Annotated in this window: 25 protein-coding genes; 19 read left to right on the top strand and 6 right to left on the bottom strand. The window is 65.6% G+C overall.

Annotation, left to right across the window (positions count from 1 at the left end):
• The first annotated feature begins 28 nt into the window (after positions 1-28).
• The 3 genes from ACX80V_RS05470 (at position 29) to ACX80V_RS05460 (ending at position 2,675) form a co-directional block, all read left to right on the top strand.
• The gene (locus ACX80V_RS05470) at positions 29-895 is read left to right on the top strand and encodes a transketolase (protein ID WP_485842327.1); all 867 of its coding nucleotides are present in this window, start codon (positions 29-31) and stop codon (positions 893-895) included.
• Positions 892-1,899: a transketolase family protein gene (locus ACX80V_RS05465; RefSeq protein ID WP_485842293.1), complete on the top strand. Its 1,008-nt coding sequence runs from the start codon at positions 892-894 to the stop codon at positions 1,897-1,899. Before ACX80V_RS05470 ends, ACX80V_RS05465 begins: the two co-directional genes overlap by 4 nt.
• 116 nt (positions 1,900-2,015) lie before the next feature.
• On the top strand, positions 2,016-2,675 hold the full coding sequence (locus ACX80V_RS05460; protein ID WP_056342034.1) for a GntR family transcriptional regulator: 660 nt from the start codon (positions 2,016-2,018) through the stop codon (positions 2,673-2,675).
• Positions 2,676-2,685: 10 nt separating this feature from the next.
• Here the strand turns inward: ACX80V_RS05460 and ACX80V_RS05455 are convergent, their stop codons facing one another.
• Positions 2,686-3,087 carry a hypothetical protein gene (locus ACX80V_RS05455; protein WP_485842292.1) on the bottom strand — a complete coding sequence of 134 codons (402 nt, stop codon included), beginning with the start codon at positions 3,085-3,087 and terminating at the stop codon, positions 2,686-2,688.
• Between the two features lie 97 nt (positions 3,088-3,184).
• Between ACX80V_RS05455 and ACX80V_RS05450 the strand changes: the two genes are divergently transcribed.
• Together ACX80V_RS05450 and ACX80V_RS05445 are read left to right on the top strand one after the other, a co-directional pair.
• A complete protein-coding gene (locus tag ACX80V_RS05450) occupies positions 3,185-3,571 on the top strand; it encodes an RNA-binding S4 domain-containing protein (RefSeq protein ID WP_248763562.1) in 387 nt (128 codons plus the stop codon).
• 41 nt (positions 3,572-3,612) lie between these two features.
• Entirely contained in the window at positions 3,613-5,076 is a 1,464-nt protein-coding gene (locus tag ACX80V_RS05445) for an amidohydrolase (protein ID WP_485842291.1), read from the top strand.
• On the opposite strand, the gene ACX80V_RS05440 is transcribed toward ACX80V_RS05445, so the two are convergent.
• Positions 5,073-5,573, bottom strand: a complete 501-nt coding sequence (locus ACX80V_RS05440) for a hypothetical protein (RefSeq protein WP_485842290.1) — start codon at positions 5,571-5,573, stop codon at positions 5,073-5,075. The two genes, ACX80V_RS05445 and ACX80V_RS05440, sit on opposite strands and share 4 nt — an antisense overlap.
• A 124-nt stretch (positions 5,574-5,697) precedes the next feature.
• Between ACX80V_RS05440 and ACX80V_RS05435 the strand changes: the two genes are divergently transcribed.
• Both ACX80V_RS05435 and ACX80V_RS05430 read left to right on the top strand, forming a co-directional pair.
• A complete protein-coding gene (locus ACX80V_RS05435) occupies positions 5,698-6,315 on the top strand; it encodes a uracil-DNA glycosylase family protein (protein ID WP_056342023.1) in 618 nt (205 codons plus the stop codon).
• 128 nt (positions 6,316-6,443) lie between these two features.
• Positions 6,444-7,376 (top strand): prenyltransferase/squalene oxidase repeat-containing protein, encoded by a 933-nt coding sequence (locus ACX80V_RS05430; RefSeq protein ID WP_485842289.1) that lies wholly within the window; start codon positions 6,444-6,446, stop codon positions 7,374-7,376.
• A gap of 23 nt (positions 7,377-7,399) precedes the next feature.
• Here the strand turns inward: ACX80V_RS05430 and ACX80V_RS05425 are convergent, their stop codons facing one another.
• Positions 7,400-8,644: a type II toxin-antitoxin system HipA family toxin gene (locus tag ACX80V_RS05425; RefSeq protein ID WP_485842288.1), complete on the bottom strand. Its 1,245-nt coding sequence runs from the start codon at positions 8,642-8,644 to the stop codon at positions 7,400-7,402.
• Positions 8,641-8,901 (bottom strand): helix-turn-helix transcriptional regulator, encoded by a 261-nt coding sequence (locus ACX80V_RS05420; RefSeq protein ID WP_485842287.1) that lies wholly within the window; start codon positions 8,899-8,901, stop codon positions 8,641-8,643. Before ACX80V_RS05420 ends, ACX80V_RS05425 begins: the two co-directional genes overlap by 4 nt.
• Before the next feature lie 275 nt (positions 8,902-9,176).
• Here ACX80V_RS05420 and ACX80V_RS05415 point away from each other — a divergent pair, with 275 nt between their 5' ends.
• From ACX80V_RS05415 to ACX80V_RS05360, 12 genes are all read left to right on the top strand, one after another.
• A complete protein-coding gene (locus ACX80V_RS05415) occupies positions 9,177-10,262 on the top strand; it encodes a thermonuclease family protein (protein WP_485842286.1) in 1,086 nt (361 codons plus the stop codon).
• 119 nt (positions 10,263-10,381) lie between these two features.
• Positions 10,382-10,996, top strand: a complete 615-nt coding sequence (locus tag ACX80V_RS05410; protein ID WP_485842285.1) for a glycoside hydrolase family 15 protein — start codon at positions 10,382-10,384, stop codon at positions 10,994-10,996.
• Between the two features lie 89 nt (positions 10,997-11,085).
• Complete coding sequence (locus tag ACX80V_RS05405; RefSeq protein ID WP_485842284.1) at positions 11,086-11,208, top strand: hypothetical protein; 123 nt, start codon at positions 11,086-11,088, stop codon at positions 11,206-11,208.
• Positions 11,209-11,346: 138 nt separating this feature from the next.
• Positions 11,347-12,627, top strand: coding sequence for a dicarboxylate/amino acid:cation symporter (locus tag ACX80V_RS05400; protein WP_485842283.1), 1,281 nt, complete (start codon positions 11,347-11,349; stop codon positions 12,625-12,627).
• Between the two features lie 30 nt (positions 12,628-12,657).
• On the top strand, positions 12,658-12,930 hold the full coding sequence (locus tag ACX80V_RS05395) for a helix-turn-helix domain-containing protein (protein WP_485842282.1): 273 nt from the start codon (positions 12,658-12,660) through the stop codon (positions 12,928-12,930).
• A gap of 164 nt (positions 12,931-13,094) precedes the next feature.
• Entirely contained in the window at positions 13,095-13,844 is a 750-nt protein-coding gene (locus tag ACX80V_RS05390; protein WP_485842281.1) for a FadR/GntR family transcriptional regulator, read from the top strand.
• A 28-nt stretch (positions 13,845-13,872) separates the two neighbouring features.
• Entirely contained in the window at positions 13,873-14,994 is a 1,122-nt protein-coding gene (locus ACX80V_RS05385) for an asparaginase (RefSeq protein WP_485842280.1), read from the top strand.
• Between the two features lie 8 nt (positions 14,995-15,002).
• A complete protein-coding gene (locus ACX80V_RS05380) occupies positions 15,003-16,439 on the top strand; it encodes an aspartate ammonia-lyase (protein WP_485842279.1) in 1,437 nt (478 codons plus the stop codon).
• Between the two features lie 39 nt (positions 16,440-16,478).
• A complete protein-coding gene (locus ACX80V_RS05375; protein ID WP_485842278.1) occupies positions 16,479-18,014 on the top strand; it encodes an amino acid permease in 1,536 nt (511 codons plus the stop codon).
• A 223-nt stretch (positions 18,015-18,237) separates the two neighbouring features.
• On the top strand, positions 18,238-19,554 hold the full coding sequence (locus tag ACX80V_RS05370; protein WP_485842277.1) for an ATP-binding protein: 1,317 nt from the start codon (positions 18,238-18,240) through the stop codon (positions 19,552-19,554).
• Between the two features lie 171 nt (positions 19,555-19,725).
• On the top strand, positions 19,726-21,369 hold the full coding sequence (locus ACX80V_RS05365) for an HNH endonuclease signature motif containing protein (protein WP_485842276.1): 1,644 nt from the start codon (positions 19,726-19,728) through the stop codon (positions 21,367-21,369).
• Positions 21,370-21,454: 85 nt separating this feature from the next.
• On the top strand, positions 21,455-22,696 hold the full coding sequence (locus ACX80V_RS05360) for a low temperature requirement protein A (protein ID WP_485842275.1): 1,242 nt from the start codon (positions 21,455-21,457) through the stop codon (positions 22,694-22,696).
• Here ACX80V_RS05360 and ACX80V_RS05355 read toward each other — a convergent pair.
• Both ACX80V_RS05355 and gluQRS read right to left on the bottom strand, forming a co-directional pair.
• On the bottom strand, positions 22,693-23,361 hold the full coding sequence (locus tag ACX80V_RS05355; protein WP_485842274.1) for an HD domain-containing protein: 669 nt from the start codon (positions 23,359-23,361) through the stop codon (positions 22,693-22,695). The two genes, ACX80V_RS05360 and ACX80V_RS05355, sit on opposite strands and share 4 nt — an antisense overlap.
• 72 nt (positions 23,362-23,433) lie before the next feature.
• On the bottom strand, positions 23,434-24,315 hold the full coding sequence (gene gluQRS, locus ACX80V_RS05350) for a tRNA glutamyl-Q(34) synthetase GluQRS (RefSeq protein WP_485842273.1): 882 nt from the start codon (positions 24,313-24,315) through the stop codon (positions 23,434-23,436).
• Positions 24,316-24,380: the final 65 nt, after the last annotated feature.

Raw genomic sequence — 24,380 nt, 5'->3', positions numbered from 1 at the left:
CTCACACGAACTCCCCCAGAAGGAACACATGATCCAGGAAACGGCTGCGGAACGCCTCGAGCGCGTCGGCGCCGCGGCGTACCGGATCCGGCATCACGCTTTGAACATGGGCGAGGTGCAGGGCCAAGGCTACGTGGGCCAGGCCCTCGGCGCGGCAGACATGCTGGCCACCGTGTACTCCGACCAGCTCCGCTTCCGCGCCGAGGACCCGGAATGGGACGCCCGGGACCGGTTCCTGCTCTCCACCGGGCATTATGCGATCGGGCACTACGCGGCTTTGGCCGAAGCCGGCACCATCCCCGTCGCCGAACTCGAAACGTACGGCTCGGACGACTCCCGGCTGCCGATGTCCGGAATGTCCACCTACACCCCCGGCATGGAAATCTCCGGCGGATCCCTGGGCCACGGCCTGTCCATCGCCGTCGGCATGGCCCTGGGCCTTCGCTACCAGGGCTCCGACGCCAGGGTCTACAACTTCCTCTCCGACGGCGAACTCGACGAAGGCTCCACCTGGGAGGCCGCCATGGGCGCCCACCACCACCAGCTCGGGAACCTCACCGCCATGGTGGACATCAACGCCCTGCAGGCCGACGGCAAAACCGACACCGTCCTCCGCACCGAGCCCGTGACCGAAAAATGGGAAGCATTCGGCTGGTACACCCAGCGTGTGGACGGGAACGACGTCGGCGCGCTGCTCGCAGCGTTCGACAACGCAGCCGCCCAGGCCGCCGCCGTCGGACGTCCCTCCGTGATCCTTTGCGACACGAAGGTGGGACGCGGCGTCCCGCTGCTGGAGGAGCGGGAAAAGGCGCACTTTATGCGCATCGAAGAACACGAATGGCAGACCTGCCGCGAACAGCTGACCGCAGGACACGAAGGAAAGGACGCCCGATGAGCACCGCAGCCGTTTCCACGGGACCCGCACCGAAGTTGAAGACGTCGGCAATGATCGCGTCCTTCGCCGACCCCGGCCAGAAAACTACCTCCGCACCGTTCGGGCATGCGCTCGTCAAAGCCGCGCAGGAGAACGACAAAATTGTGGGCCTCACCGCGGACCTCGGCAAATACACCGACATGCACGTCTTCGCCCAGGCCTTCCCGGAGCGGTTTTTCCAGATGGGCATGGCCGAACAGCTGCTCTTCGGCGCCGCCGCGGGCCTCGCCGAAACCGGGCTGGTCCCGTTCGCGTCCACCTACTCCGTGTTCGCCGCACGCCGCGCCTACGATTTCCTCTGCCTCGATGCCGCCGAACCCAACCTGAACGTCAACATCGTGGGCGGCCTGCCCGGCCTCACCACCGGGTACGGTCCCAGCCACCAGGCCACCGAGGACATGGCGATCTTCCGCGGCATGCCCAACCTGACCATCGTGGACCCCTGCGACTCGATCGACATCGAACAGGCCGTGCCCCAGCTCGCCGCCAGCGAGGGTCCCACCTACCTGCGGCTGCTCCGCGGGAACGTGCCCACCGTGCTGGACGAGTACGGCTACACGTTCGAACTCGGCAAGGCCAAGGTACTGCGCGGCGGCAATGACGTGGTGTTCATCTCCTCCGGGCTGATGACCATGCGTGCGCTGCAGGCAGCGAAAGCCCTTGCCGCACACAACGTGGACGTCGCCGTCGTCCACACACCCACCATCAAACCGTTCGACGCCGCCACCGTCCTGGCCGAAATCAACACCGACCGCCTCGCCGTGACCCTGGAAAACCACAGCGTGACCGGCGGCCTCTTCGAAACCGTCGCCTCCGCCGTCGTCACCGCTGGGCTCGGCCAGAGGGTAGTGCCGGTGGCGCTGCCGGATGAATTCCTCGACGCCGGCGCCCTGCCCACCCTCCACGACCGCTACGGACTCACCGTCGAAAAAATCGTCGCGAAAGTCCTCGCCGAACTGAAGTAGCAGCGTTTCGCCGGAAGCGCGGAGCCTTCCCGGCCGGCGCCGCGCTTCTGGCGTACCATCGACAGTTAACACATCGACTGTAAACAGTTAACCCCTGACATTGAGGAAGTATCACGATGGCCGGAGCAACAGCATCGCTGCTGGGACTGCAAAAGAAGAGCCTTCGCGAGCAGGCCCTCTCGGCACTGCGCGCCGCCATCACCAGCGGCGAGCTGGAGCCGGGGCGGCATCTGGTGGAAACCGAACTGTCGGAAATGCTCCAGATCAGCCGCGGCACGTTGCGGGAAGCGCTGCGCCAACTCGAACAGGAAGGCCTCCTCTCCCCCGGGCCCCGGGGCCGGCTTTCCGTCCGGCACCTGGATGAGAAGGAAATCCGCGACATCTACTCCGTCCGGGCAGCACTTGAATCCCTTGCGGCCCGCACCCTGTGCGAACTCCCGGACCGGGAGCACGTCATCACCTCGCTGCGGGCCGCCATTGAAGCCATGGCCGCCGCGGAGAAGGCCAGCCTGCAGGAACGCATCGAATCGGATCTGGAATTCCATCGGACCCTGTGCCGCCTGACCGGCAACGAAACCCTGCTGCATTCCTGGGAGTCGCTGGAAGGGTCCATCCGGATGTCCATCATGTTCGCGGGCAGGGACAAAGGTGTGAAGAACATGAGCGTGGACCGGCACTACGACATCGTCACCGCCATCGAGACCGGAGACGCCTCGCTGGCCCGGAACACCATCCGCGAGCACATGGACACCGCCGCCGCGAACCTGGTGGCGTAGGGCAGCGGATTTAGAGACTCAACCAGGCCAGCACCGGCACGACGATAGCAATCGGGCCGAGCACCAGGAACCAGGTGGTTCCCGGGTAACGGCGGTATCCCCTGCCGCGGAGCTTGACGGCCCAGAGAACCGCGTAGACCAGGCTCACCAGCACGTACGGGATCGACAGCACGATGAGCAACAGTCCCAGCCAGATGGCAAGTTGGATGTCCGCCCTTCCGCTTTCGGTGTAGATACTCGCCTGCGACGTCATGGAGACCGAGAGGAACACCACCAGCGAAAGCGCAATGCCTCCCCCAAGGCAAATGAGCACCAGCCGGAACACCCGTGCCCATGCTGGGAGGGGCGGCCGCAGGACGGCGTGTGGCTGCTGGAGGGCACAAGCGGGCTGCTGTGTTGGATAAGGTTCCATGCTGGTCTCTTTCTGCTGTTTGGCCCAGTGTCGCAGGCTGCCGCATTTTTTTCGTTGAGCGGCACGTTACAGCGACGCCGTATACTCGGTGCCAGCCATGACCATCCCTCCGTCCTCCCCCGCCAGCGTCCGCATCGATGCGTGGCTGTGGGCGATCCGCGCCTACAAGACACGCTCGGCCGCCACCGCTTCGTGCCGCGCAGGCCACGTGCGGCTGAACGGAAGCCCGGCCAAAGCCTCGGCCACCCTGGTCACGGGCGACACCGTCACGGTGCGGATGTCCGGCTTCGAACGCATCCTCGAAGTCCGCCGCCTGATCGCCAAACGCGTGGGCGCAGAGGCCGCGTCGCACTGCTTCACCGACCACACGCCGCCAAGGCCGGTGGCACCTGCGCTTGGCCTCCCGCAGCGGGACCGCGGCGCGGGGCGTCCCACTAAGAAGGACCGCCGCGAGATGGAACGGCTCAAAGGCTCCGCAACCTAGTCAGCGTCCTGTTCGCCCGTTGAGCCATCAGAATTGGAACTGTGAACAACATCGTCCTGCGCTCCGTCCGCCAGCCCGGCGAGGTCACCGTCTCGGACCTGCACATCGTTGATGGCGTGGTGGCCCGGATCAGTACCGGCGGCGGAATCCCGGGCGACACCCGCGTGGTCAGCCTGGACGGGGCCTTTGTTATTCCAGGTCTCTGGGACGAGCACGTACACATGACCCAGTGGGCGCTGCACTCAAACAGGATGGACCTGTCCGCCGCCGCATCCGCGCGAGAGGCTGCCACCGCCGTCGGACGTTATTTTCGCAACGCCGATCCTTCCGTCACGGCCGTGGGGGTGGGCTTCCGCGACGCCCTGTGGCCGGACGTCCCCACTCTGGAGATGCTCGACGCCGCCACCGGCAGCCAGCCCACCGCCCTGATCAGCCACGACCTGCATTGTGTCTGGCTGAACAGCGCTGCCGCCCGGCGGTACGGGATGGAGGTTGATGCCGGCGGCCTGCTCCGGGAGGATCTTGCCTTTGCGCTGACCCGTGAGCTGGGCAAACTTCCGGACTCGGTGGTGGACCGCTGGGTCCGCGATGCCGCAGACGCGGCATCCGCCCGGGGCATCGTGGGCGTCGTTGATTTCGAGATGACCTGGAACCGCGACGTGTGGCTGCGGCGCATCGCCGGTGGATTCACCAGCCTGAGGGTGGAGGCCGGCGTCTACCCCGAGGACCTGGAGCGGGCCCACAACGACGGCATGCGCACAGGCCTGGAGCTCGACGGCGGCAAGGGGCTCCTGCGCGCCGGCCCGCTGAAGGTGCTCATTGACGGCTCGCTGAATACCCGGACGGCGTTTTGCGTGGACCCATACCCCGACGGCGGCTACGGGCTGCTGACTGTCAGCTTTGACGATCTGGTGTCCCTGCTTCGGCGGGCACGTGAATACGGCTTTGTCCCGGGGGTCCATGCCATCGGGGATGGCGCCAATCAGGTGGCGCTGGATGCCTTCGAGCGCGCAGGGATCGGCGGCCGGATTGAACACGCGCAGTTTGTCCGGACGGAGGATCTGGCCCGCTTTGGGCCCCTGGGCGTTACGGCCAGCGTGCAGCCCGTGCATGCACTGGATGACCGCGACGCCGCGGAGTCCAACTGGGGCGGCCGCACGCAGCGGGCGTTTCCGCTGAGATCGCTCCTCGACGCTGGAGCCACGTTGGCGCTGGGTTCTGACGCGCCGGTTGCGCCACTGGATCCGTGGGCTGCGATGTCGGCGGCCACCACCCGGTCCCGGCAGGACACCCGCGGGCCATGGCATCCCCAGGAATGCATCAGCCGGGGGCAGGCACTAGCGGCTTCAGCCAGGGGTCGGAGCCGGATCCGAGTCGGGGACCCGGCGGACCTGGTGGTGCTCGACGCCGATCCGCTGGCCGCGCCGGACTCGGAATTCGCAGCCATGCCGGTTGCGGCAACGCTGCTGGCCGGCCGCTTCACGTACGACGGCGGCCTGGCCTAATTCCGCACCTTGGCCTGCACGAGATTCGCGAACGGCAGCCGGCCATGCTCCGCAACAAAGGCTGCGTGATACGCGGCCTCGGCCTGGTTTACTTCCTCGGCGGGCACCTCTTTCCACGCCATGATGAGTTCATCCGTGTGGGTCAGCTGCCAGATGAGGCGGCCGTCCCAATGGCCCGGCGGCCTGCCCCGCCCAAAATCCAGGAACTCCTTGATCTGGTTCCGGAGGCCGCGGTTGCCCTTGCTTCCCGGCCCGGCCTTGCCAATGTAGAGAATGTCCGCGCCGTCCACCCATTCACCCCATATGGCGTCCGCCGGCAGGGTGGGATTCTTTTTCTTGAAGGTCCCGGCGGTGCTGATCTTGAGGAAGTGCGGCTCGAACTCATTCGGCCGGAGAACGGCGAACACCCCGGTGCCCTGCGGAATCCTTATGATCTCAAGGCTGTCGAAGGCCCGGAAGCCGGCAAAGCCGTCGGACTTGAGCGTTTTCCTGTTCATCATGATGACGTTACCCGGACGGGCGCCGGTCCGGAGCAAACTTGCACTGCGCACCTATACCTCCAAAAGCGTAGAGTGGGTTCAGACGCCTGTTTCTGGACGCCGTGCTGCTGAGGGAGAGATCGTGACGATTGACTGGGACGAAAAAAAGGCCCTGCTACAGGAACCAAACATCGCGGCGGTAACGCAGCTCTGCGATGAACTGATGGAAAAGAAGCCAGGGTCCGTCGTCCCCTACATCGACCCCGTCCACGACGAGGACGAATGCCGGATCGTCAGCCTCCACGTCAGTCCGGGCAAGGGCACCGAATCCGGCTTCGTCTCCCATTTCAACGATGACGAAGCCGCCCGCCGGGCCACCCAGATTTACGAACTTGCCGAGCTTGATCCGCGCTATGTGATGCCGTGGAATGCGTACCCGTGGGTGCGGGATCCGGAGCTTCCGTCGGCGCTGAACGTCCAGGAGAAGACTGACGGCCTGCGGCCCTTCCGGCAGTTCCTGAAGATCAACCGCCGTGTCTCCGCAGTCATCGCCCACGGCACGGACGCTTCCACGTTCCTCACCCTCTTCGAGAAGACCTACCATTCTTCCCTGAAGAACAGCGGCATCAAGATCTACAAGGCCAGCGCGCTCGGCGGGCGGGCCTTTGCTGTTTCCGAAGCAAAACAGGAGGATCTCCTCGCCAAAAGCGTTGACGTCTACAAGGACGCCATGCAGCGGGCAGGCATCCAGCACCTCTAGCCACTCGCGAGATGGCAGTCCGCGGCAGTTCCGGAGCCGGACACCGCTGCCAGGTGCCATCTCGTGGACGCACGACGGCGGGAAACAGGTCTCTGCCGGCCATCCCACCGCGGTGCTAGGTTGGGCGAATGGAAGTGCTCGACTGGCTGCTCGACTCTGATCCCGCCATCCGCTGGCAGGTCCTGCGCGACCTCGCCGATGCGCCTGCTGACGAGATTTCTGCCGAGCGGCACCGCGTTGCCACCCATGGTTGGGGCGTGCGGCTGCTTCAACTGCAGGGCGCCGACGGGCAATGGGACGGCGGCACGTATTGGCCGGCAAATGACGACGATCCGAACAGCCAGCCCTGGACCGCCACGACTTACAGCCTGTTGCTCCTCCGGGACTTCGGATTGGACCCTGCCAGCCGGGAAGCCAGGCACGCGATCACTCTGGTGCGCGACAACAGCCGTTGGGAGGCAGGCAAGCAGCTCTTCTTCGAGGGTGAAATCGAACCCTGCATCAACGGCATGGCCGTGGCACTCGGGGCGTACTTCGGCGAAAACGTGGACGCGGTGGTGGAGAGGCTGGGCCGGGAACAGCTCGCCGACGGCGGCTGGAACTGCGAGGCAGAAAGAGGCTCCAGACGCTCCTCTTTCCACACCACGATATGCGTCCTGGAGGGTCTCCTTGAGCACGAACGTTCCACCGGCGGGACCCCCCAATCGCGGCAGGCGCGGCGGCTCGCAGAGGAATATCTCCTAGAACGCGTCTTGCTGCGGCGAAAGTCCACTGGCGAGATGATTAGCCCGGACTGGCTGCAATTCTCCTACCCCACCCGCTGGTACTACGACGTGCTCCGCGGCCTGGACTACTTCCGCGCCACCGGCCGCAATCCAGACGAACGCATGTCGGAAGCAGTGGACGTGGTGCGATCCAAACAACAGCCCAACGGCACGTGGCTGTTGGAGAACACCCACCCGGGTCGGGTCCACTTCGCTCTGGAAGCCGGCGACGGACAACCAAGTCGGTGGAATACTCTCCGCGCCCTGCGAGTGTTCAAGTGGTTCAACGCTTCGTGACGGGCATCCCCCCTCCACCCTGCTTAGCCTTCCAGCAGCCTCCGCCGGTGTTTCAGCTCCTTCACCCACGCCCTGGTGACCATGTCAGGGAACGGCGAGCCGCCGTCGTCGTCCTTCGCCGGACCTCCAAGTGCGGCAAATGCGGTGCCCGCCTCCAGGTCGGCGATCAGCGGACCTGACGCCTTCAGGCCGAGCTCCAGCACCTGGGCGGCCGTGCGGTCAGTAAGCCCCAAGTCCTTGCTCCAGCCCAGAAAATGGCGCCGCGAGATCCCGCTCCGCTTTCCTTTCAGGGTCAGTGCAAGGGTCTTATCCCCGTAGACCACGGTGGAGGGAATGTCGTAGACCGGGGCGATGGTCCACTCGCCATGCGGCTGCTGGACCATGGAAACGTTCTTGGCGTGCAGGTCCCCGTTGCCGCTCAGCCACGCAAATGCCCCCTGGATGGCCAGGTTCCGGAGTGCCGGGAGAGGCGCCGAGCAGTAGTCGGCCAGAGCATGGCAGACCTGGCCGAAAGCCACGTTGTACTTGTCCGCCGGGTAGAGCTTCAGGACCTGGGCCCCGTCCTCCACCGCCAGCCGCCGGACGTCGTCGGGCCCGCCGCCGGGAAGCGGGATCCGGTCGAAACGCTCCACCAGCAGACCCGGCCGGCCCGCGACGTCCCGGATCAGCCGGACCCGGCTCAGCGGAATCCGCAGCCTGGCCGCATACCGGAACATCACCAGCTCGTTCTCCACCACATGCGGGAATTCGGGGGCGTTTAGTTTAAGGATGAACCGCTTGCCGGCGCTGGCCACAGGGAGCGAGATCATGCCGGCAGACAGCTTGTCCTGCACACCGGCCAACGCCACTGGGTCGATCAGGTCCGGATCGCCGAGCAACGTGTCGAAATCAACCGGCAGCTTGGGATCCAGCTGGACAGCGTGCTCGTCCGGATCCAGCGGCTCGCCGTGGCCTACGATCTGGACGTCGCCCACCGGGTTCCCGCCGGCGGCGATCAGCAGGGACAGGTCGTCGTCGGCGCTGGTCTTGATGGACCGCCGCAGCGCGTTGAGCCGGCGGCCCTCCGGCAGGAGACCCGTGAAATAGGGCGGTGCCGCCCCCGCCGCTGAATCGACGGGCGCGCCGGTGAGCGGCAGGGAACTGGCGACGGCGGGTCCCCCGGACGCGAGGTACGCCGGCACGTAGCTGAACCGGGTGCCGCCGTCGTGCCGTTCAAGCCGCGCGGCGAGCACGCCGGCCTTATAGATGTCGGCGATGCGGTGTTTCACGGTTGTGTTTCGTCGGCGTGGCCTGCGAGCGCGCGGGCACCCTTGCCGGTCCTAGTACTGAGCCGGAGCTCCAGCCCCAGCGTGTCCAGGACGGCCAACAGGGAATCCAGCTGGACGCTTGGCTTGCCCTGCTCGACGAACCTGACGAAACGTTCCGAGACGCCGGCCATGTCGGCGAGGTCCTGTTGGGTCAGGCCCAGCGATATACGGCGCGAGCGGACCTCTGAAGGCAACTGATCACCAAATGCGTCGGCCACGAGCAACTCCAATAGGTACGATCGTTCCGAATCCAGCTTGCAGCCAGCTTATGACTTCGCAACTGCTCATGTAAAGGGCAGATCGGCACGTTCGTGCCGGAGGCTAATAAGTGAGCAGAGGGGTAAAACCATAACTGCGACCATCGTGATGCACTCCTGCGCAAAACCTGAGGCCGGACGTCCAGCATCAATGGATACGACTGTCAGCGTTCTTCCAGATGGCGGGGCGCCCCCCACCTTGGAGTAACCGGCCACAAGTTCAGAGAGAGCCTGGAGTGAAGAACCTAATCATTGCCTCGGTAGCCGCGGCCACCCTGATCGCTGGCTCATTAGTAGTGGCCGCTGCAGCTAATGCGGACTCCGGAACGGTAGTCCGCATTGTCGATGGCGATACGCTCGTGGTCTCCATCAATAATGGGAGCCACACGATCCGGCTGCTCAGTATCGACACGCCTGAGACGAAGGACCCCGACCTGCCGGTTGAATGCCTTGGCCCGCAGGCCACGGAATACCTCGAGGGGCTGCTGCCGAAAGGCACCCAGGTCAAGCTTGAATTCGATAAGGAACGGCACGACCAATACGGCCGGACCCTCGCCGGAGTCTTCGCTCCGGACGGCTCCCTGGTGAATGCCGAGATCGCGCGGGAAGGGCTGGGAATCCCCATACAGTACGGCGAAAACCGTAAGTTCCTGCCTCCGGTCGAAGCAGCCTACGCGGAAGCCAGGTCGGCCAAGAGTGGCCTGTTTTCCGATCAGGTCGACTGCACTCTACCTGCCCAAGTTGCGAAAACGACCAAGGCGCTTGAAACCGCAACAGTAGCTGAGCCCGCAACCACCTCAGCTGCTGCAGGCGTAGCGGCGGCAGTACTTGTCACCCAACTGGCGGCAGCAAAGGCCTTCAGAACTGTTCTTGCTGCCAGCAAGGATACACAGAGGGCAATCTACTGGGCCGGCCTGACGGCCACCGTCGCGGCGGCATACCTTTCGACGCTGGACAACAAGGTCGCCGCGGCAGAGAAGAAGCGGGACGAAACGAAGGCCTTGCAGGGCACACTCGCCGCGGCAGAGAAGAAGGCACACGAGGACCGCCTGGCCGCCGAAGCACAGGCTGCAGCAAAAAAGAAGGCTGCAAAGGAGCGCGCGGCGGCTGAAAAGAAGGCGGCTGACGAGGCAGCCGCAGCAGAAGCGGCCCGTCAGGCCGAGGCCGAGCGCCTACAAAGGTTGCCTGCACCCGCACCCTACATACCGCCGGCACCCCAACCGTACATTCCGCCTGCTCCCGCCCCTTATGTACCACCGGCTACCAAGTACACGGGTCCACGCTGCTATGCACCGGGCGGGGGGTCCTGGCGCCCCTGCTGAGAGGCGGATGGCAGCGGGTCCCAAGCGCTCTCGGGGCTCGCTGTTGTAGCCCCGATCCGGGGGCCGGACTATTCGTCGACCTCGGAACTCTTTCGCCGTTCTTCTACGCTTTGGGCAACGTGCAGAATAGTGTCTTCTACGCCGCCAGCGATGGCTTTTGGAGCCGCAGCAACGGTGCCGGCAGCAGTGTCAACTACTCCGGCGACTGTATTTCCAGCGGCGTGGCCAAGGTCGAGCAGGGACGTATGCCATTCCTTGCGCTCCTCTCTTGGAATCCGGAACGGCGCACCTTCACCGAACAGCAGGGCGGTTCCGGCGGCGTGGATGCCGCGCTGCTGTCCATCCCCATCCGGAATGTCATTTCATTCAACGATCCGAGGATGGTCTCTAACACCCAGGCCATCGCGGCGAACCTGGACGCCGGCAACGGGCTGCTGTTCCGCTGCCTGCCGCAGGAGTCGCCGGACGGACTGCCCGGCGGCGAAGGCGCCTTCCTGCTGTGCAGCTTCTGGCTGGTGGACAACCTGGCCGGGCAAGGGCGGCTGGACGAGGCACATGAACTTTACGAATCCCTGTGCCGCCGCGCGAATCCCCTGGGCCTGCTCCCCGAACAGATCCATCCGGACACCGGGGAGTTCCTCGGCAACTTCCCCCAGGCCTTCAGTCATGTGGGCGTGCTGGCCAGTGGGTTGCGGCTCCTGAAGGCTCAGCGCCGCAACGCCGCGCACTCCTGACTGTCTACGTCATAAACATTGACACTCCCTGTGACTCGTGCCATATTTGAGGCGTCAACCTGTCAGACAGCCGGACAGTAGGACAGCCTGTGCAGGAAGTGACCAACTTCTCCGAGGTCCTCGGCATCGACGTCGCCGTCACCATGGCGGCCGAAGCCGGCAAGCTCCAGCCTCTCCGCAGCCCCGAACGCCTGGCCAACCTCAGCAAATAGGCCCCAACCGCCCGTCCTCCGATCACCATGCTGATCCGGTGCACATCGTCGTGCCCAAAATCCCCGCCGGGGTTCAGAGACTCAAAGACGAGGTCCCTTCAAGAGGGCCGGATCCCGGCACTTAGCCAAGGACTGACTTTGAAAATCAAATCAACGAAATGGATTCTGGCCTCGCTTCTGATGGGAATCATCAGCGGCCTGGTGTTCCATTGGCTTCTCCCCCCTGATGTGCGGGACACCTTCGTTGCCGTCTTCGACACTGTGACACACATGTTCCTGAACCTGATCAAAATGATCATTGCCCCGCTGATCTTCGCCACGCTGGTCTCGGGCATCGCCGGAGCCGCGAAATCAGCCGGGGTGGGCAAGTTGTTCGGCCGTTCGATGCTCTGGTTCCTCTCCGCCTCGGTGCTGGTGGGCGCCTTTGGCTTCATCATGGCCCACCTGCTCAACGTGGGCTCTGGCCTCAACCTGGTGCCCACCGATGATGCCGGGCTGGAGTCCAAGCCGCTCGACTTCCAGACATTCATCACCAACATCATCCCCACCAGCGTCTTCTCGGCCCTGACCACGAACAATCCGCTCCAGATCCTGGTGTTCGGCGCGCTCTTCGGCATCGCCCTGCTGAACCTCCGGAAGACTGGCCACGCCTTCATAGCTGATGCGATCGACGAACTGATGAAGGTCATGCTGAAGGTCACCGGCTACGTGATGCTGGCAGCCCCGGTGGGCGTTTTCGCCGGAATAGCCTCGGCATTCACCGCGAAGGGCCTCGACGCATTCGCCACTTACGCCTCGTTCATCGGCGGATTCTATGTTTCCCTCTCGGCCCTGTGGGTCATCATGATCGCCGTGGCCACGGCGTTCCTCGGCCGGGCGGCCTTCCGCCTGGTGCGAATGGTGCGCGAACCCATGGTCATAGCGTTCGCCACGTCCAGCAGCGAAGCGGCCTTGCCCAAGCTCATCGAAGGCCTGACCAAATTCGGCATCGACAAGCGGACCACCGGCTTCGTGCTGCCGCTGGGATACTCGTTCAACGTTGACGGTTCCATGATGTACATGACCTTCGCTTCGGTCTTCCTCATCAACGCCTACGGCATCGACATGGATTTAGGCCAACAGATCGCCATGACGGCCATGCTCCTGCTCAGCAGCAAAGGCATGGCTGGCGTGCCACGCGGTTCGCTCGTGGTGGTTGCTGCCGTCATCCCCGGATTCGGCGTCCCGGCCGCCGGTATCGCGGTCCTGCTTGTAGTGGACCAGCTGCTGGACATGGGCCGCACCGCCACCAACATCCTCGGAAACGCCATCGCCACCGCGGTCATCGGAAGGAAACCCGACGATGCCGTGCCGGACGCCACCGGACTCCAGACTCAGGACGCAGAAGAGACCCGCGTCCACGCTCCAGCAATGCACTGATCGAGTCACGCCCTGAAAGGCATGCGAAAAATGATTCATTCACTCACGGTCCCCGAAGACGCGGACCGTCGCCGCGACGTCCGGTCGAGGATCATCGAGCATCTCGCCCGTAACGGAGCCAGCAAGGTGTCCGACATCAGCAGCGCCATCAATTCCTCCAGGGAAAACGTCCGCTACCACCTTGCGGCGCTTGAGGCCGCTTCGCTGGTCCGCTCCAACATTTCCCCCGGGACAAGAGGCGGCTGCACCCCCTTCTACGCCCTCATACCCGCGATTGCACGGTCCCGGCAACCAGTTCCCTGAGCAGCGGCGCGCATTCTGCAACTCCTTGTGCGAACCTGACGGCTTGTCTCGACCCTGACGACCGGCGGATCCTGGTCCGGGGATTCAACCTCCTCGGGCCAGGGCCGTCAGGCCCCTCGGGTACCCGCATTGACACACACTGTGACCCGTGCCATATTTGAGGCGTGAACCTGTCAGACAGCCGGACAGCAGGGCATCCTGCGAAGCCCTCCGGAAACCAGCCCCCCGGAACCCAGCGGCTCGACGCCCAACCGCTGGCCCGTCTCAGCGCGGCGGAAGCTGTCTTCAACGCCATCCGCGCCGATATCGAGTCCGGCACCGTGGCAGTGGGCGGCAAGCTCAGCTCCGAGGCGATGCTCTCGCAGCAGTACGGGGTCAGCCGCTCAGTCATCCGCGAGGCGCTCCGCTCCTGCACCGCCCTGGGCCTGACTGTCACCAAGACCGGGAAGGGCACGTTTGTGGTCGCCAACAAGGTGGCCAATGACCTGACACTGGGGCATTACTCTGCGCGGGACCTCACCGAGGCCCGCCCGCACATCGAGGTTCCGGCAGCAGGACTGGCAGCGCAGCGCCGGACCGACGAGGAACTCGAGACGCTGCGGCAGATCGTCGCCGCGATGACCACGGAAACAGACCCGGAAAGCTGGGTTGTCCTGGACTCCAGCTTCCACGCCGCCATCGCCCGCGCCAGCGGCAACAAGGTGTTCGCCAGCGTGGTGGCCGACATCCGGGGAGCCCTGGCCTTCCAGTCGGAAACCCTAAACATGGTGGCCGACCGCCAACACGCGTCCGACACCGAGCACCAGCAGATCCTCGCCGCCATGGAGGCCGGTTCCGCCGAGGCCGCAAGCATGGCCATGGCCGAACACCTACGCGCCGTGGGCGCTGCCCTCGACTCCATCCTCAACAAGTAACTCCCCTAACAAAGACCCCTAGGACTCCATGCCTGCCCCTGCCCTTCCTGCTGCCCAAACCGCTGTCCCCGGCACGGCCGCACACGCATTTTTGACTGGGATCGACCCCGCGAACCTCCCCCGGCACGCACCCCTGGTGGTGGCCACCCGCGACGGACTGGCGGAAAGCGTCCACTACGGCTCGGCCATCGCCACCGCACCTGACGGCTCGATCCTGGCGACGGCAGGCGACCCCCTGGCACCGTTCTACCCGCGCTCTTCCCTCAAGCCCCTGCAGGCCGTGGCCATGGTCCGTGCGGGCCTGAACCTCCCCGCCGACTTGCTCGCCCTGACCGCAGCCAGCCACTCCGGCGGAGCCAAACACCGCGGCGGCACCCAGCGTATCCTCGCCATGCACGGGCTCACCGTCAGCGACCTCGAGAACAGCACCGACCTGCCCTACGGCAGCAACGAGCGCGAGGACTGGCTGCGCACCGGCTTCCTCGCCACGCAGCTGACCCAGAACTGCTCCGGCAAGCACGCCGCCATGGCCGCCACGTGCGTCATCAACGGCTGGCCAGTCAAGGGTTACCTCGATCCGTCCCATCCGCTGCAGCAGCTGATCGCCGCCACCGTCACCGACCTGACCGGCGAGGAGGCCTTCGCCCGCAGCACGGACGGCTGCGGGACGCCCCTCTTCGCCCTCACCCTCCGCGGCATGGCCCGCGCGTTCGGCGCCATCGCGGCGGCCGCCACCGCGATTACCATCGTCAGCACCTCCGACGACGGCGGGACCGCCCCACTGCTTGCGGAAGCCGCCGTCGGGCTCGCCATGCGGCAGCACCCCGACATGGTGGCCGGCGATCGCCGGGACGTCACGGAACTGATGCGCCTGCTGCCCGGCTCTGTGGCGAAGGACGGTTTTGAAGGTGTGCAGCTCGTCGGCCTGCCGGATGGCCGCGCAGTTGCCGTCAAGATCTCCGACGGCGGCGACCGCGCCCGGATGCCCGCCACCGTCCACGTCCTTGAATCCCTCGGCGTGGACATTGCGCCGCTCGCCGGCATCGGCACCGCCCCCATCCTGGGCGGCGGCCACAAAGTGGGCCTGCTGCGGCCCACAGATTTCCTGCCTGCACTAACCCTGTCCGCGCCCGCCAACGAAGCCCTGTGAGGACCCCCATGACCAACCTGACCACCAACCCGAGTGCCGTGGATGCCGTGCCCGAAACCCGGTCCGAGCACGACCTCCTGGGTGACCGCGACGTCCCAGGCAACGCCTACTGGGGCGTCCACACGCTCCGCGCCGTGGAAAACTTCCCCATCACCGGGCAGCCGCTGTCCTCCAACATGCATCTGGTCCGGGGACTGGCCGCCGTGAAGCTGGCCGCTGCCCGCACGAACCGCGAACTCGGACTGCTGGACGCCGAACGCGGCCAGGCGATCGAGCAGGCGTGCACCGACGTGATGAACGGCCAGCTCAGCGACCAGTTCGTGGTGGACGTGATCCAGGGCGGCGCCGGGACGTCGTCGAACATGAACGCGAACGAGGTCATCGCGAACCGCGCCCTCGAAATCCTCGGCCACCCCAAAGGCGACTACGCCCGCCTGCACCCCAACGATCACGTTAACCTCAGCCAGTCCACCAACGACGTCTACCCCACCGCCGTGAAACTGGGCACCATCTTCGCCGGCCGGGAATTGCTTGACGCACTGGCCGAACTCGAAGAGGCCTTCGCCGCCAAAGCACTGGAATTCCGCACCGTGGTGAAGATGGGCCGAACGCAGCTGCAGGACGCCGTCCCCATGACGCTGGGCCAGGAGTTCGGCACATACGCCATCACCATCGGCGAGGACCGGCTGCGCCTGGCCGAAGCGGAGCTACTCATCCACGAAATCAACCTCGGCGCCACAGCCATCGGCACCGGCCTGAACGCCCCCGCCGGCTATGCCGAGGCAGCCTGCCGGCACCTGGCCGAGGTCACCGGCCTCCCCCTGGTCACCGCCGTCGACCTCATCGAAGCCACCCAGGACGTGGGCGCCTTCGTGCACCTCTCCGGCGTGCTCAAGCGCGTGGCCGTGAAACTCTCCAAGATCTGCAACGACCTCCGCCTGCTCTCCTCCGGCCCCCGCGCGGGCTTCGGCGAGATCAACCTCCCGGCCGTCCAGTCCGGCTCCTCCATCATGCCTGGCAAGATCAACCCGGTAATCCCCGAAGTGGTCAGCCAGGTGGCCTACGAGGTCATCGGCAACGACGTCACCATCACCATGGCCGCCGAAGCCGGGCAGCTCCAACTCAACGCCTTCGAACCCATCATCGTCCACAGCCTCCACAAGAGCATCTCCCACCTGGAAGCCGCCTGCCGCACCCTCACGGCACGCTGCGTCCGGGACATCACCGCCAACACCGAACACCTCCGCCTCACCGTGGAACAGTCAATCGGCCTGGTCACAGCCCTCAACCCCCACCTCGGCTACACCACCGCCACCGCCATCGCCCAGGAGGCTCTCGCCACCGGCAAGGGTGTGGCCGAACTCGTGCTCGAGCATGGCCTGCTCACCGCCGCCCAGCTCCAGGAACTCCTCAGTCCTGAGCGCCTGGCGAATCTCAGCAAATAGTCCCTACCCGCCCGCCCAACCACCCCCAAAGGACACCGCATGACAACTCCCCAACAGGACACTGCCCAAAAGCAGGTCATCACGGACCACACCGTCCCGCCCCAGGCGCACGCCACCGAAAATGCCCTGCACGCGGAGGACAAGGGTTATCACAAGAGCCTCAAGCCGCGGCAGATCCAGATGATCGCCATCGGCGGCGCAATCGGCACCGGCCTGTTCCTCGGCGCCGGCGGCCGCCTCAACGCCGCCGGCCCGTCACTCGTCATCGCCTACGCCGTCTGCGGTTTCTTCGCGTTCCTGATCCTGCGGGCGCTGGGCGAACTAGTGCTGCACCGCCCGTCGTCGGGCTCGTTCGTCTCCTACGCCCGTGAATTCTTCGGCGAGAAGGCCGCATTTGTCTCCGGCTGGTTCTACTGGCTCAACTGGGCCACCACCACCATTGTGGACATCACCGCCGCAGCGCTCTACATGAACTTCTTCGGCAACTACATCCCCTGGATGGCGGCCGTCCCGCAGTGGGCCTGGGCCCTCATCGCCCTGGTAGTGGTGCTCTGCCTGAACCTCGTCTCCGTAAAGGTGTTCGGCGAGATGGAATTCTGGTTCGCCCTGATCAAGGTCGCCGCGCTGGTGGTCTTCCTCGTGGTGGGCACCTACTTCGTCATCTTCGGCACCCCCGTGGACGGCCAGCAGGTTGGCCTCAGCCTCCTCTCGGACAACGGCGGTATCTTCCCCAACGGCCTGCTCCCCATGATCATCCTGATGCAAGGCGTCCTGTTCGCCTACGCCTCCATCGAACTCGTGGGCACCGCCGCCGGCGAGACCGAAAACCCGGAAAAGATCATGCCCAAGGCCATCAACTCCGTGGTCTTCCGGATCGCCGTCTTCTACGTCGGCTCCGTCATCCTGCTCGCCCTCCTGCTGCCCTACACCTCCTACGAAAAGGGCGTCAGCCCGTTCGTTACCTTTTTCGGCTCCATCGGCATCCAGGGCGTGGACGTCATCATGAACCTGGTGGTCCTCACCGCCGCGCTCTCCTCGCTCAACGCCGGCCTATACTCCACCGGACGCATACTCCGCTCCATGTCCGTGAACGGCTCCGCCCCCAAGTTCGCGGGCCGCATGAACAAGGCCGGCGTCCCCTACGGCGGCATCGCCATCACCGCCGGAGTGTCCCTCCTCGGCGTCCCGCTGAACTACCTCGTACCCGCACAGGCCTTCGAAATCGTGCTGAACGTCGCCTCCGTGGGCATCGTCATGACCTGGGCAACCATCGTGCTCTGCCAGATCCAGCTCCAACGCTGGGCGAACAAAGGCTGGCTCAAACGCCCCTCCTTCCGGATGTTCGGCGCCCCGTACACCGGCTACCTCTCACTGCTCTTCCTCGCGAGCGTCCTGGTGATGGTCTTCATCGACTCACCCCTCACCATGCTCGTCACCGCCATCGCCTCCGTGCTGATGGTCTTCGGCTGGTACGCCTGCCGCACCCGGATCCGTGAGATCGCCGAGACCCGCGAAGGCTTCACCGGCACAGCCCCCGTCATCGCCAACCCACCCGCGGAAACCTTCAAGAAGTAACGCCCTGCCCGGCCAAACCGGCCGTGACGCCCGACGGCGGCACCCGGGTTCTGTTGACACGGAACCCAGGTGCCGCCGTCGTACGTTCCGTAATGCAACGCTCCCGCAACCCTTCGCCGAGGGCTGATCGCCTATGCTCAGCAGAGCGCGTCACAGCGCTTCTTGCAGTTCAACGACGAAGCTCAATGACCCGTTCAATGACGAACCACCCGGGAGACACGGCATGACCAACTGGCGCATCAGGGATTTCCATTCAGCAGACCTGGACGGGATCCTGCACCTCTGGGAGTCGCTCAAGGCCACTGACGTGGAGCCCGTCTACGCCCTCTCCGAGGTGCTGGCATCCTGCGAGAAGGACCACGCCGTGGTAGCGGTGCAGGGCGATCAGGTGGTGGGCGCCGCCGTTGGACGCGCCGCGCATGACCAGGGCTGGATCGTCTTCCTGGCCACGCTGCCTGAGTACCGCGGGCGCGGGATCGGCACCTCGCTGCTCGCCGCCGTCGAAAACCGCATGGCCCCGCACGGCCTCAACAAGCTCTCCGCGCTGATGCCGGAAGCGGAAACCCGGGTGGAGGCGTTCCTCAGCCGCGGCTTCGCGCTCAAGAAGAACCTGCGCTATTTCGAGCGGACCATCCCCGTCCAGCGTCAGGAGCTCGGCGCGCTGGGCCAGCTGGGCGGCCGGATCCTGGCCCGGGACCTGTGGGAGAACGTGGCTGGCATGCGCAAGGAAAAGGAACTCCTGGAACGCCGGCTTGTCCTGCCCCTCGCGGAGGCCGACCTCGCCGATGAATACGGCGTGGTGCCGCCGCGTGCCGTGGTGCTGTTTGGTCCTCCCGGCACCGGCAAAACCACGTTTGCGAAGGCCATCGCGTCCCGGCTCGAGTGGCCGTTCGTTGAGGTTTTCCCGTCCCGCCTGGCCTCCGATCCCAAGGGCCTCGCTGGCGCCCTGCGCGAAACATTCCTCGAAATTGCGGAGCTGGAGCACTGCGTGGTGTTCATCGACGAGGTGGAGGAGATCGCCTCCCAGCGTTCAGGTGAACCGCCGTCGCCCCTGCAGGGCGTCACGAACGAGCTCCTGAAGATCATCCCGGCATTCCGCGAACAACCCGGCCGCCTGCTGGTCTGCGCCACCAACTTCATCAAGTCCCTGGACAGTGCCTTCCTGCGCCACGGCCGGTTCGACTACGTCATCCCTATCGGCCTCCCGGACCGCCAGGCCCGCGAAGCCATGTGGCAGCGCTTCATCCCGGCCACCGTGGTGGACGATGTGGACGTGGAGCTCCTGGTGGAACGGACCGAGGGCTTCTCCCCCGCGGACATTGAGTACGCCGCCCGCAGCGCCTCCCAGCGCGCGCTGGAAAAGGCAGTGTACGACGACGGTGGCGCCGCTTCCGCGGGCAGCGTTTCAGTCCGCGAGGCGGTCCGGAAGGGGCCCTGCACCGAGGACTACCTCGACGCGGTCGGCGATACCCGGACCACCGTGAGCCAGGAGGTCCACGAGCAGTTCCTTGAGGACATCGACGCACTGGGGCGGGTCTAAGCCACCGGCCCGGGGCGCGAACGGACACTTAAGCCCCCGCGCGCGAACGGCTCTGCACTGCCGCGGCGCCCCTTGAGGTCGAGTCCTTGCGGGTTGCTCCTGGCCGCTGAGTTATGCACATAGGCATTCATCCTTGCGGTCTTTGTCAGACCCTGCTGGGATGCTTTGAGTATGGATAGCAGAGCGGCTGTGGCGACGGCGGAGGCCCTTTCGGCGTCCTTCGCAGGGCTGGCTTCTGCGATCCGTGAAGGTGCCGAAGCCTCCGGTCCCTGGGAGGCTGATCCGTTGCGCCAGGTGGCGGGTGGTTTCCTGGACGGGCTGGCCGAGATCTCGCGGTTGGACGCGAAAAGTGCCGCCCTGAAGGTCTGGCTGGCTGCCGGTTACAGCGCTGCTGCCGAGGCCCTGGCGGGTCCGGCCGAGTCGCCGCAGGACCACACAGGTCAGGAGATGGCTGTCGTCGCTGAGGTCGCTTGCGCCCTGACGGTGAGTGAGCGCAGTGCCGGTGCCCTGCTCGCCGAATCCCACGTACTGGCCACGGCCTTGCCGCTGACGTTCGCGGCATTGCGGGCCGGGACGATTTCGTGGCAGCACGCCCGGATCATGGTCGACGAAACCACCAACCTTGACCCCACCGGGGCGCAGGGGTTGGAGGCACATTTCCTGGACCCCTTCGTCGTGAATCCGGCACGTGGCGCGGCCGGTGAGCTCATCCCCGGGAGGTTCCGGCACAAGGCCCGGACCTGGCGGGAACGGCACCATCCGGTCAGCATCGAAAAGCGCCATACCAGGTGTGCCGCGGACAGACGGGTGGAGTATGCCCCGGACCGGGACGGTATGGCCTGGCTCTCCGCCTACCTGCCCGCGGATCAGGCCGCGGGGATCTGGGACCGTACCACCACCGCCGCCCGCGCCCTCCAAGGCCCCCATGAGGACCGGACCCTCACTCAGCTCCGCGCCGACACCGTTGCCACCTGGCTCCTCGGCGGAAACGCGGACTGCATCAGCGGCGGAACAAGCGGCATCACCGGCGGAACCGATCTCAGCTCTGGCCGGGAATCAGTCGGCGTGGGTGGCGGTGTTCCGTCGCCGCGGGCGCAGGTGCTGATCACGGTCCCGGTGATGTCGCTGCTGGGCCTCACCGATGAACCCGCAATGTTGGACGGGTACGGGCCGATCCCGCCGTCCATGGCCCGCCACCTCATCGCCGACGGCGCCGAATCCTTCCACCGGGTCCTGATCGACCCCCGCGACGGAGCACCCTTGGAGATCGGGCGAAAAAGCTACCGCGTGACGAAAGCCCAACGCCAATGGCTCCGCCTACGGGACGGAAAGTGCCCGTTCCCCGGCTGCAGCAACCACTCCCTCGACAACGAAGCCGACCACATCCTCGCCTGGGCCCACGGAGGATCCACCGGCATATCAAATCTCGGCCAGCCCTGCCACAAGCACCACAGGCTCAGACACACCACCGGCTGGACACCCAAAGCAGCCACCCCCAACGAACCACCCAGCTGGACATCACCCACCGGCCGCCACTACCAAAGCGAACACCCCGACTGGGAACCACCACGCTGGCCACCTCAGGTGAGACAGGTGCTGGGTTATCAGGATCCTGACTGTCCACTGTCTGACGACACCCGGCCCGAAAGCACCCTGCCTTCAAGTACTCTGCCCGAAGGTCTGCTCCCTGCAGACCGCCGCTCGCCGGCGTGGGCCCAGCTGCGGACAGCCCTCGAAGAACCGGGGCCTCCTCTGTCAGCAGCTGACTTTCTCTGGTTGTCAGCGCAGCCGGTCCCCGGTCGAGCGGCACGCTGACGCCTCATGCAGCACCGCCGAAACCTTCGTCTCGGAGCCATCTGCACTCTGGAGCAGGACACTGCCCTGGCGGTAACCTTTGACCATGTCCTCAAACCCCCTCCGGCATGCCTTCTCCCGCATGGGCGGCCGGGATCCCCATGAGAAGCACCGGGCCGCGACCCCGCTGGAACTCTTTTTCGACCTGACCTTTGTTATTGCCTTCGGGGTTGCCGGCAGCCAGTTCGCCCACCAGATTGCGGAAGCCCACTTCGGCGCCGGGTTGCTCGGATTCTCCTTCGCGATGTTCGCCGTGATCTGGGCCTGGATCAATTTCACGTGGTTCGCCAGCGCCTACGACACCGACGACTGGGTGTTCCGCGTGGTCACCATGGTCCAGCTTCTCGGGGTGCTGATCCTGGCCATGGGCATTGAGCCGATGTTCCACTCGCTCGTGGAGGGCGACCACGTGGACAACGCCGTGATGGTGGGCGGCTACGTGATCATGCGCCTGGCCCTGGTCTTCCAGTGGCTGCGCGCGGCACGGCAAGATCCGGCACGCCGGCGGACCTGCCAGCGGTACGCCACGTACCTTGGCGTGGTGCAGCTCGGCTGGATCGCGGTGCTCATCATTGAGGCGGACATCCTGACCACGTTCCTCGTGGCTGCGCCCCTGTTCATCCTGGAAATGGTCACACCCTACGCCGCGGAGCGCAGCATGCGGACCCCGTGGCACGCGCACCACATAGCCGAGCGCTACGGGCTACTCGCCATCATCGCCCTTGGCGAATGCCTGATCGGGGCGATCGAAACCCTACGCGCCATTGTGGCCCACCATGGCTGGAGCGTCGACGCGGCGCTGGTGGGATTCGGCGGAACGGCCCTCGCGTTCAGCATGTGGTGGATCTACTTCATCCTGCCCGCCGGCCCGGCCCTACATTTCCAGCGCCACCGCTCATTCTTCTTCGGCTACGCGCACATGCCCATCTTCGCTGCCATCGCCGCAACTGGCGCCGGGTTGCACGTGGCGGCCTACTATGTCGACCATGAGGCCCACATCAGCGCCGCCGTGGCCGTGGCCAGCATCGCGGTCCCCGTGGCGCTATTCAAAGTCTCCCTGACCTGGCTCTTCAGCATCATGATCTGCGTGGACCGGACCGTCATTGCCGTGGCGGCCGGCGTCGTGGCCGCGCTGGCGGGCAGCGTGGGACTTGCCACCGCCGGGGTCTCGGTGCCGATCTGCCTGCTGGTGGTTGTGCTGGCGCTGGGCGTGTCGATTGTCATTGATGAGAAGCGCGGCACCGAACGAATGAACGCAGCCCTGGAGCAGATGAAAGCAGGAGCCTAAGAGGCTCCGTCCGGCCGGCTGTCCGCCGCTTCCGGGGCCTGGACAGGCTCAGCGACTGGAGAGTCTTCGTAGGAGAGGTTCTCGTAATCCGTGTCATCTTCGTCGTCGAGCCTGTCGTCCAACTCCTTCAGCAGCCAGGGATTAACCCGCGCAAGGATCTTGCGGACTTCCTCGACGTCGACGGCGGCATACAGCACCGGACGGGCATCCCGGTACTTGGTGACCGGCGGTTTGTCCGGCCACTTCGCGGCCAGAGCCCTGACGCGTTCGGGCAGGGAATTGTGGGCATTGTCCGCGATCTTCACGAGTGCCGCGTCGTGGTCCTCGGCAATGAAGTGCATCCCGGCCTGATAGTCATCGGGGTTATCGTGCAGCCTGTTGGTGACCCGCTCGATGATGTCCGCTGCCCGCTCGGAAACGCCCATGTCCAGCAGTGCCTGCCGCGTGATGGGAGTGTCCTCGGCAATGTCATGAAGGTAACCGGCAATCCGGATATCGTCGTTGAAATCTGCAAGGGCATCACCCACCGCAATTACGTGGTCTCGGTAGGGCCTCTTGAGCTTGTCCTTCTGCCGATTGTGGGCCACCTCGGCCAGGACCTTCGCGGTCTCGACAGTGAATCGCGGTTGAGGGATTTGTGCTTCAGTGAATTCGGGTGCCGACATAGCTTCAGCCTACGCGTACGGCAGCAAGTGGCCTCACGTCCGCGGGGCCGCAAGCGTCCGTTCGCGCGCTGCTTAGGGGCCGGTCCAGACCCACGGTTCCCGCGGGAGGTCCGCCGGGCGGAACTCCGCGAGTGCGTTTTGCAGCGTCCCGGCCGGCAGCCCCAGGGACTGCAGGATGAGGTTCCGCACGTCAGCGGCGGAAACGTCGGCACGGGCGAGATCGGCCAGCGTCACGGCGCCGTCGCGCTTGGCCAGCCGGGCGCCGTCGGAATTCACCACCAGCGGCACATGCGCATATTCCGGGACAGGAATATTCAAGAGCCACGCAAGATATGCCTGCCTCGGCGTGGATGGCAGCAGGTCATCGCCCCGCACCACCTGGTCGACGCCCTGTGCGGCGTCGTCCACCACGACGGCCAGGTTGTAGGCAGTCACGCCGTCGTTGCGGCGCAGGACAAAATCGTCCACCACGCCGGTGAAATCACCGTGCAGCACATCCCGTACGGTGTACTCCGCAACCTCGGCGCGGAGCCGAATGGCAGCCGGCCGGGTGGAGCGTTTGAACTCCAGCTCGGCAGGATCGAGGTCCCGGCAGGTGCCCGGATAGGCGCCCTGCGGCGCGTGCGGCGCGGACGGCGCCTCCTGGATTTCGCGGCGCGTGCAGAAGCATTCGTAGGTGAGGCCCGCAGCAGCCAGCCGGCCGATCGCTTCGGCGTAGACGGCGCCGCGGTCCGTCTGGCGCACGACGGCGCCGTCCCACGTCAGGCCCACGGCCTCCAGATCGCGGAGCTGCTCCGCCTCCGCGCCCGCCCGCGCCCGGTCGAGGTCCTCGACGCGCAGCAGGAAGTCGCGTCCCGTGGACCGGGCGAACAGCCAGGCGAGAATCGCGGTGCGGAGGTTTCCTACATGCAGTTCGCCGGAGGGGCTGGGGGCAAAGCGGCCGGCAGGGGTCATGGACCAACCCTAGTCCGGGGCAGCACAAGAGCCCCTCAGCTACCGATGACTTCGGGGATCCGACG

The organism is Pseudarthrobacter arbutini, from assembly GCF_054510915.1.
This window is presented reverse-complemented; position numbering and strand designations above follow the sequence as displayed.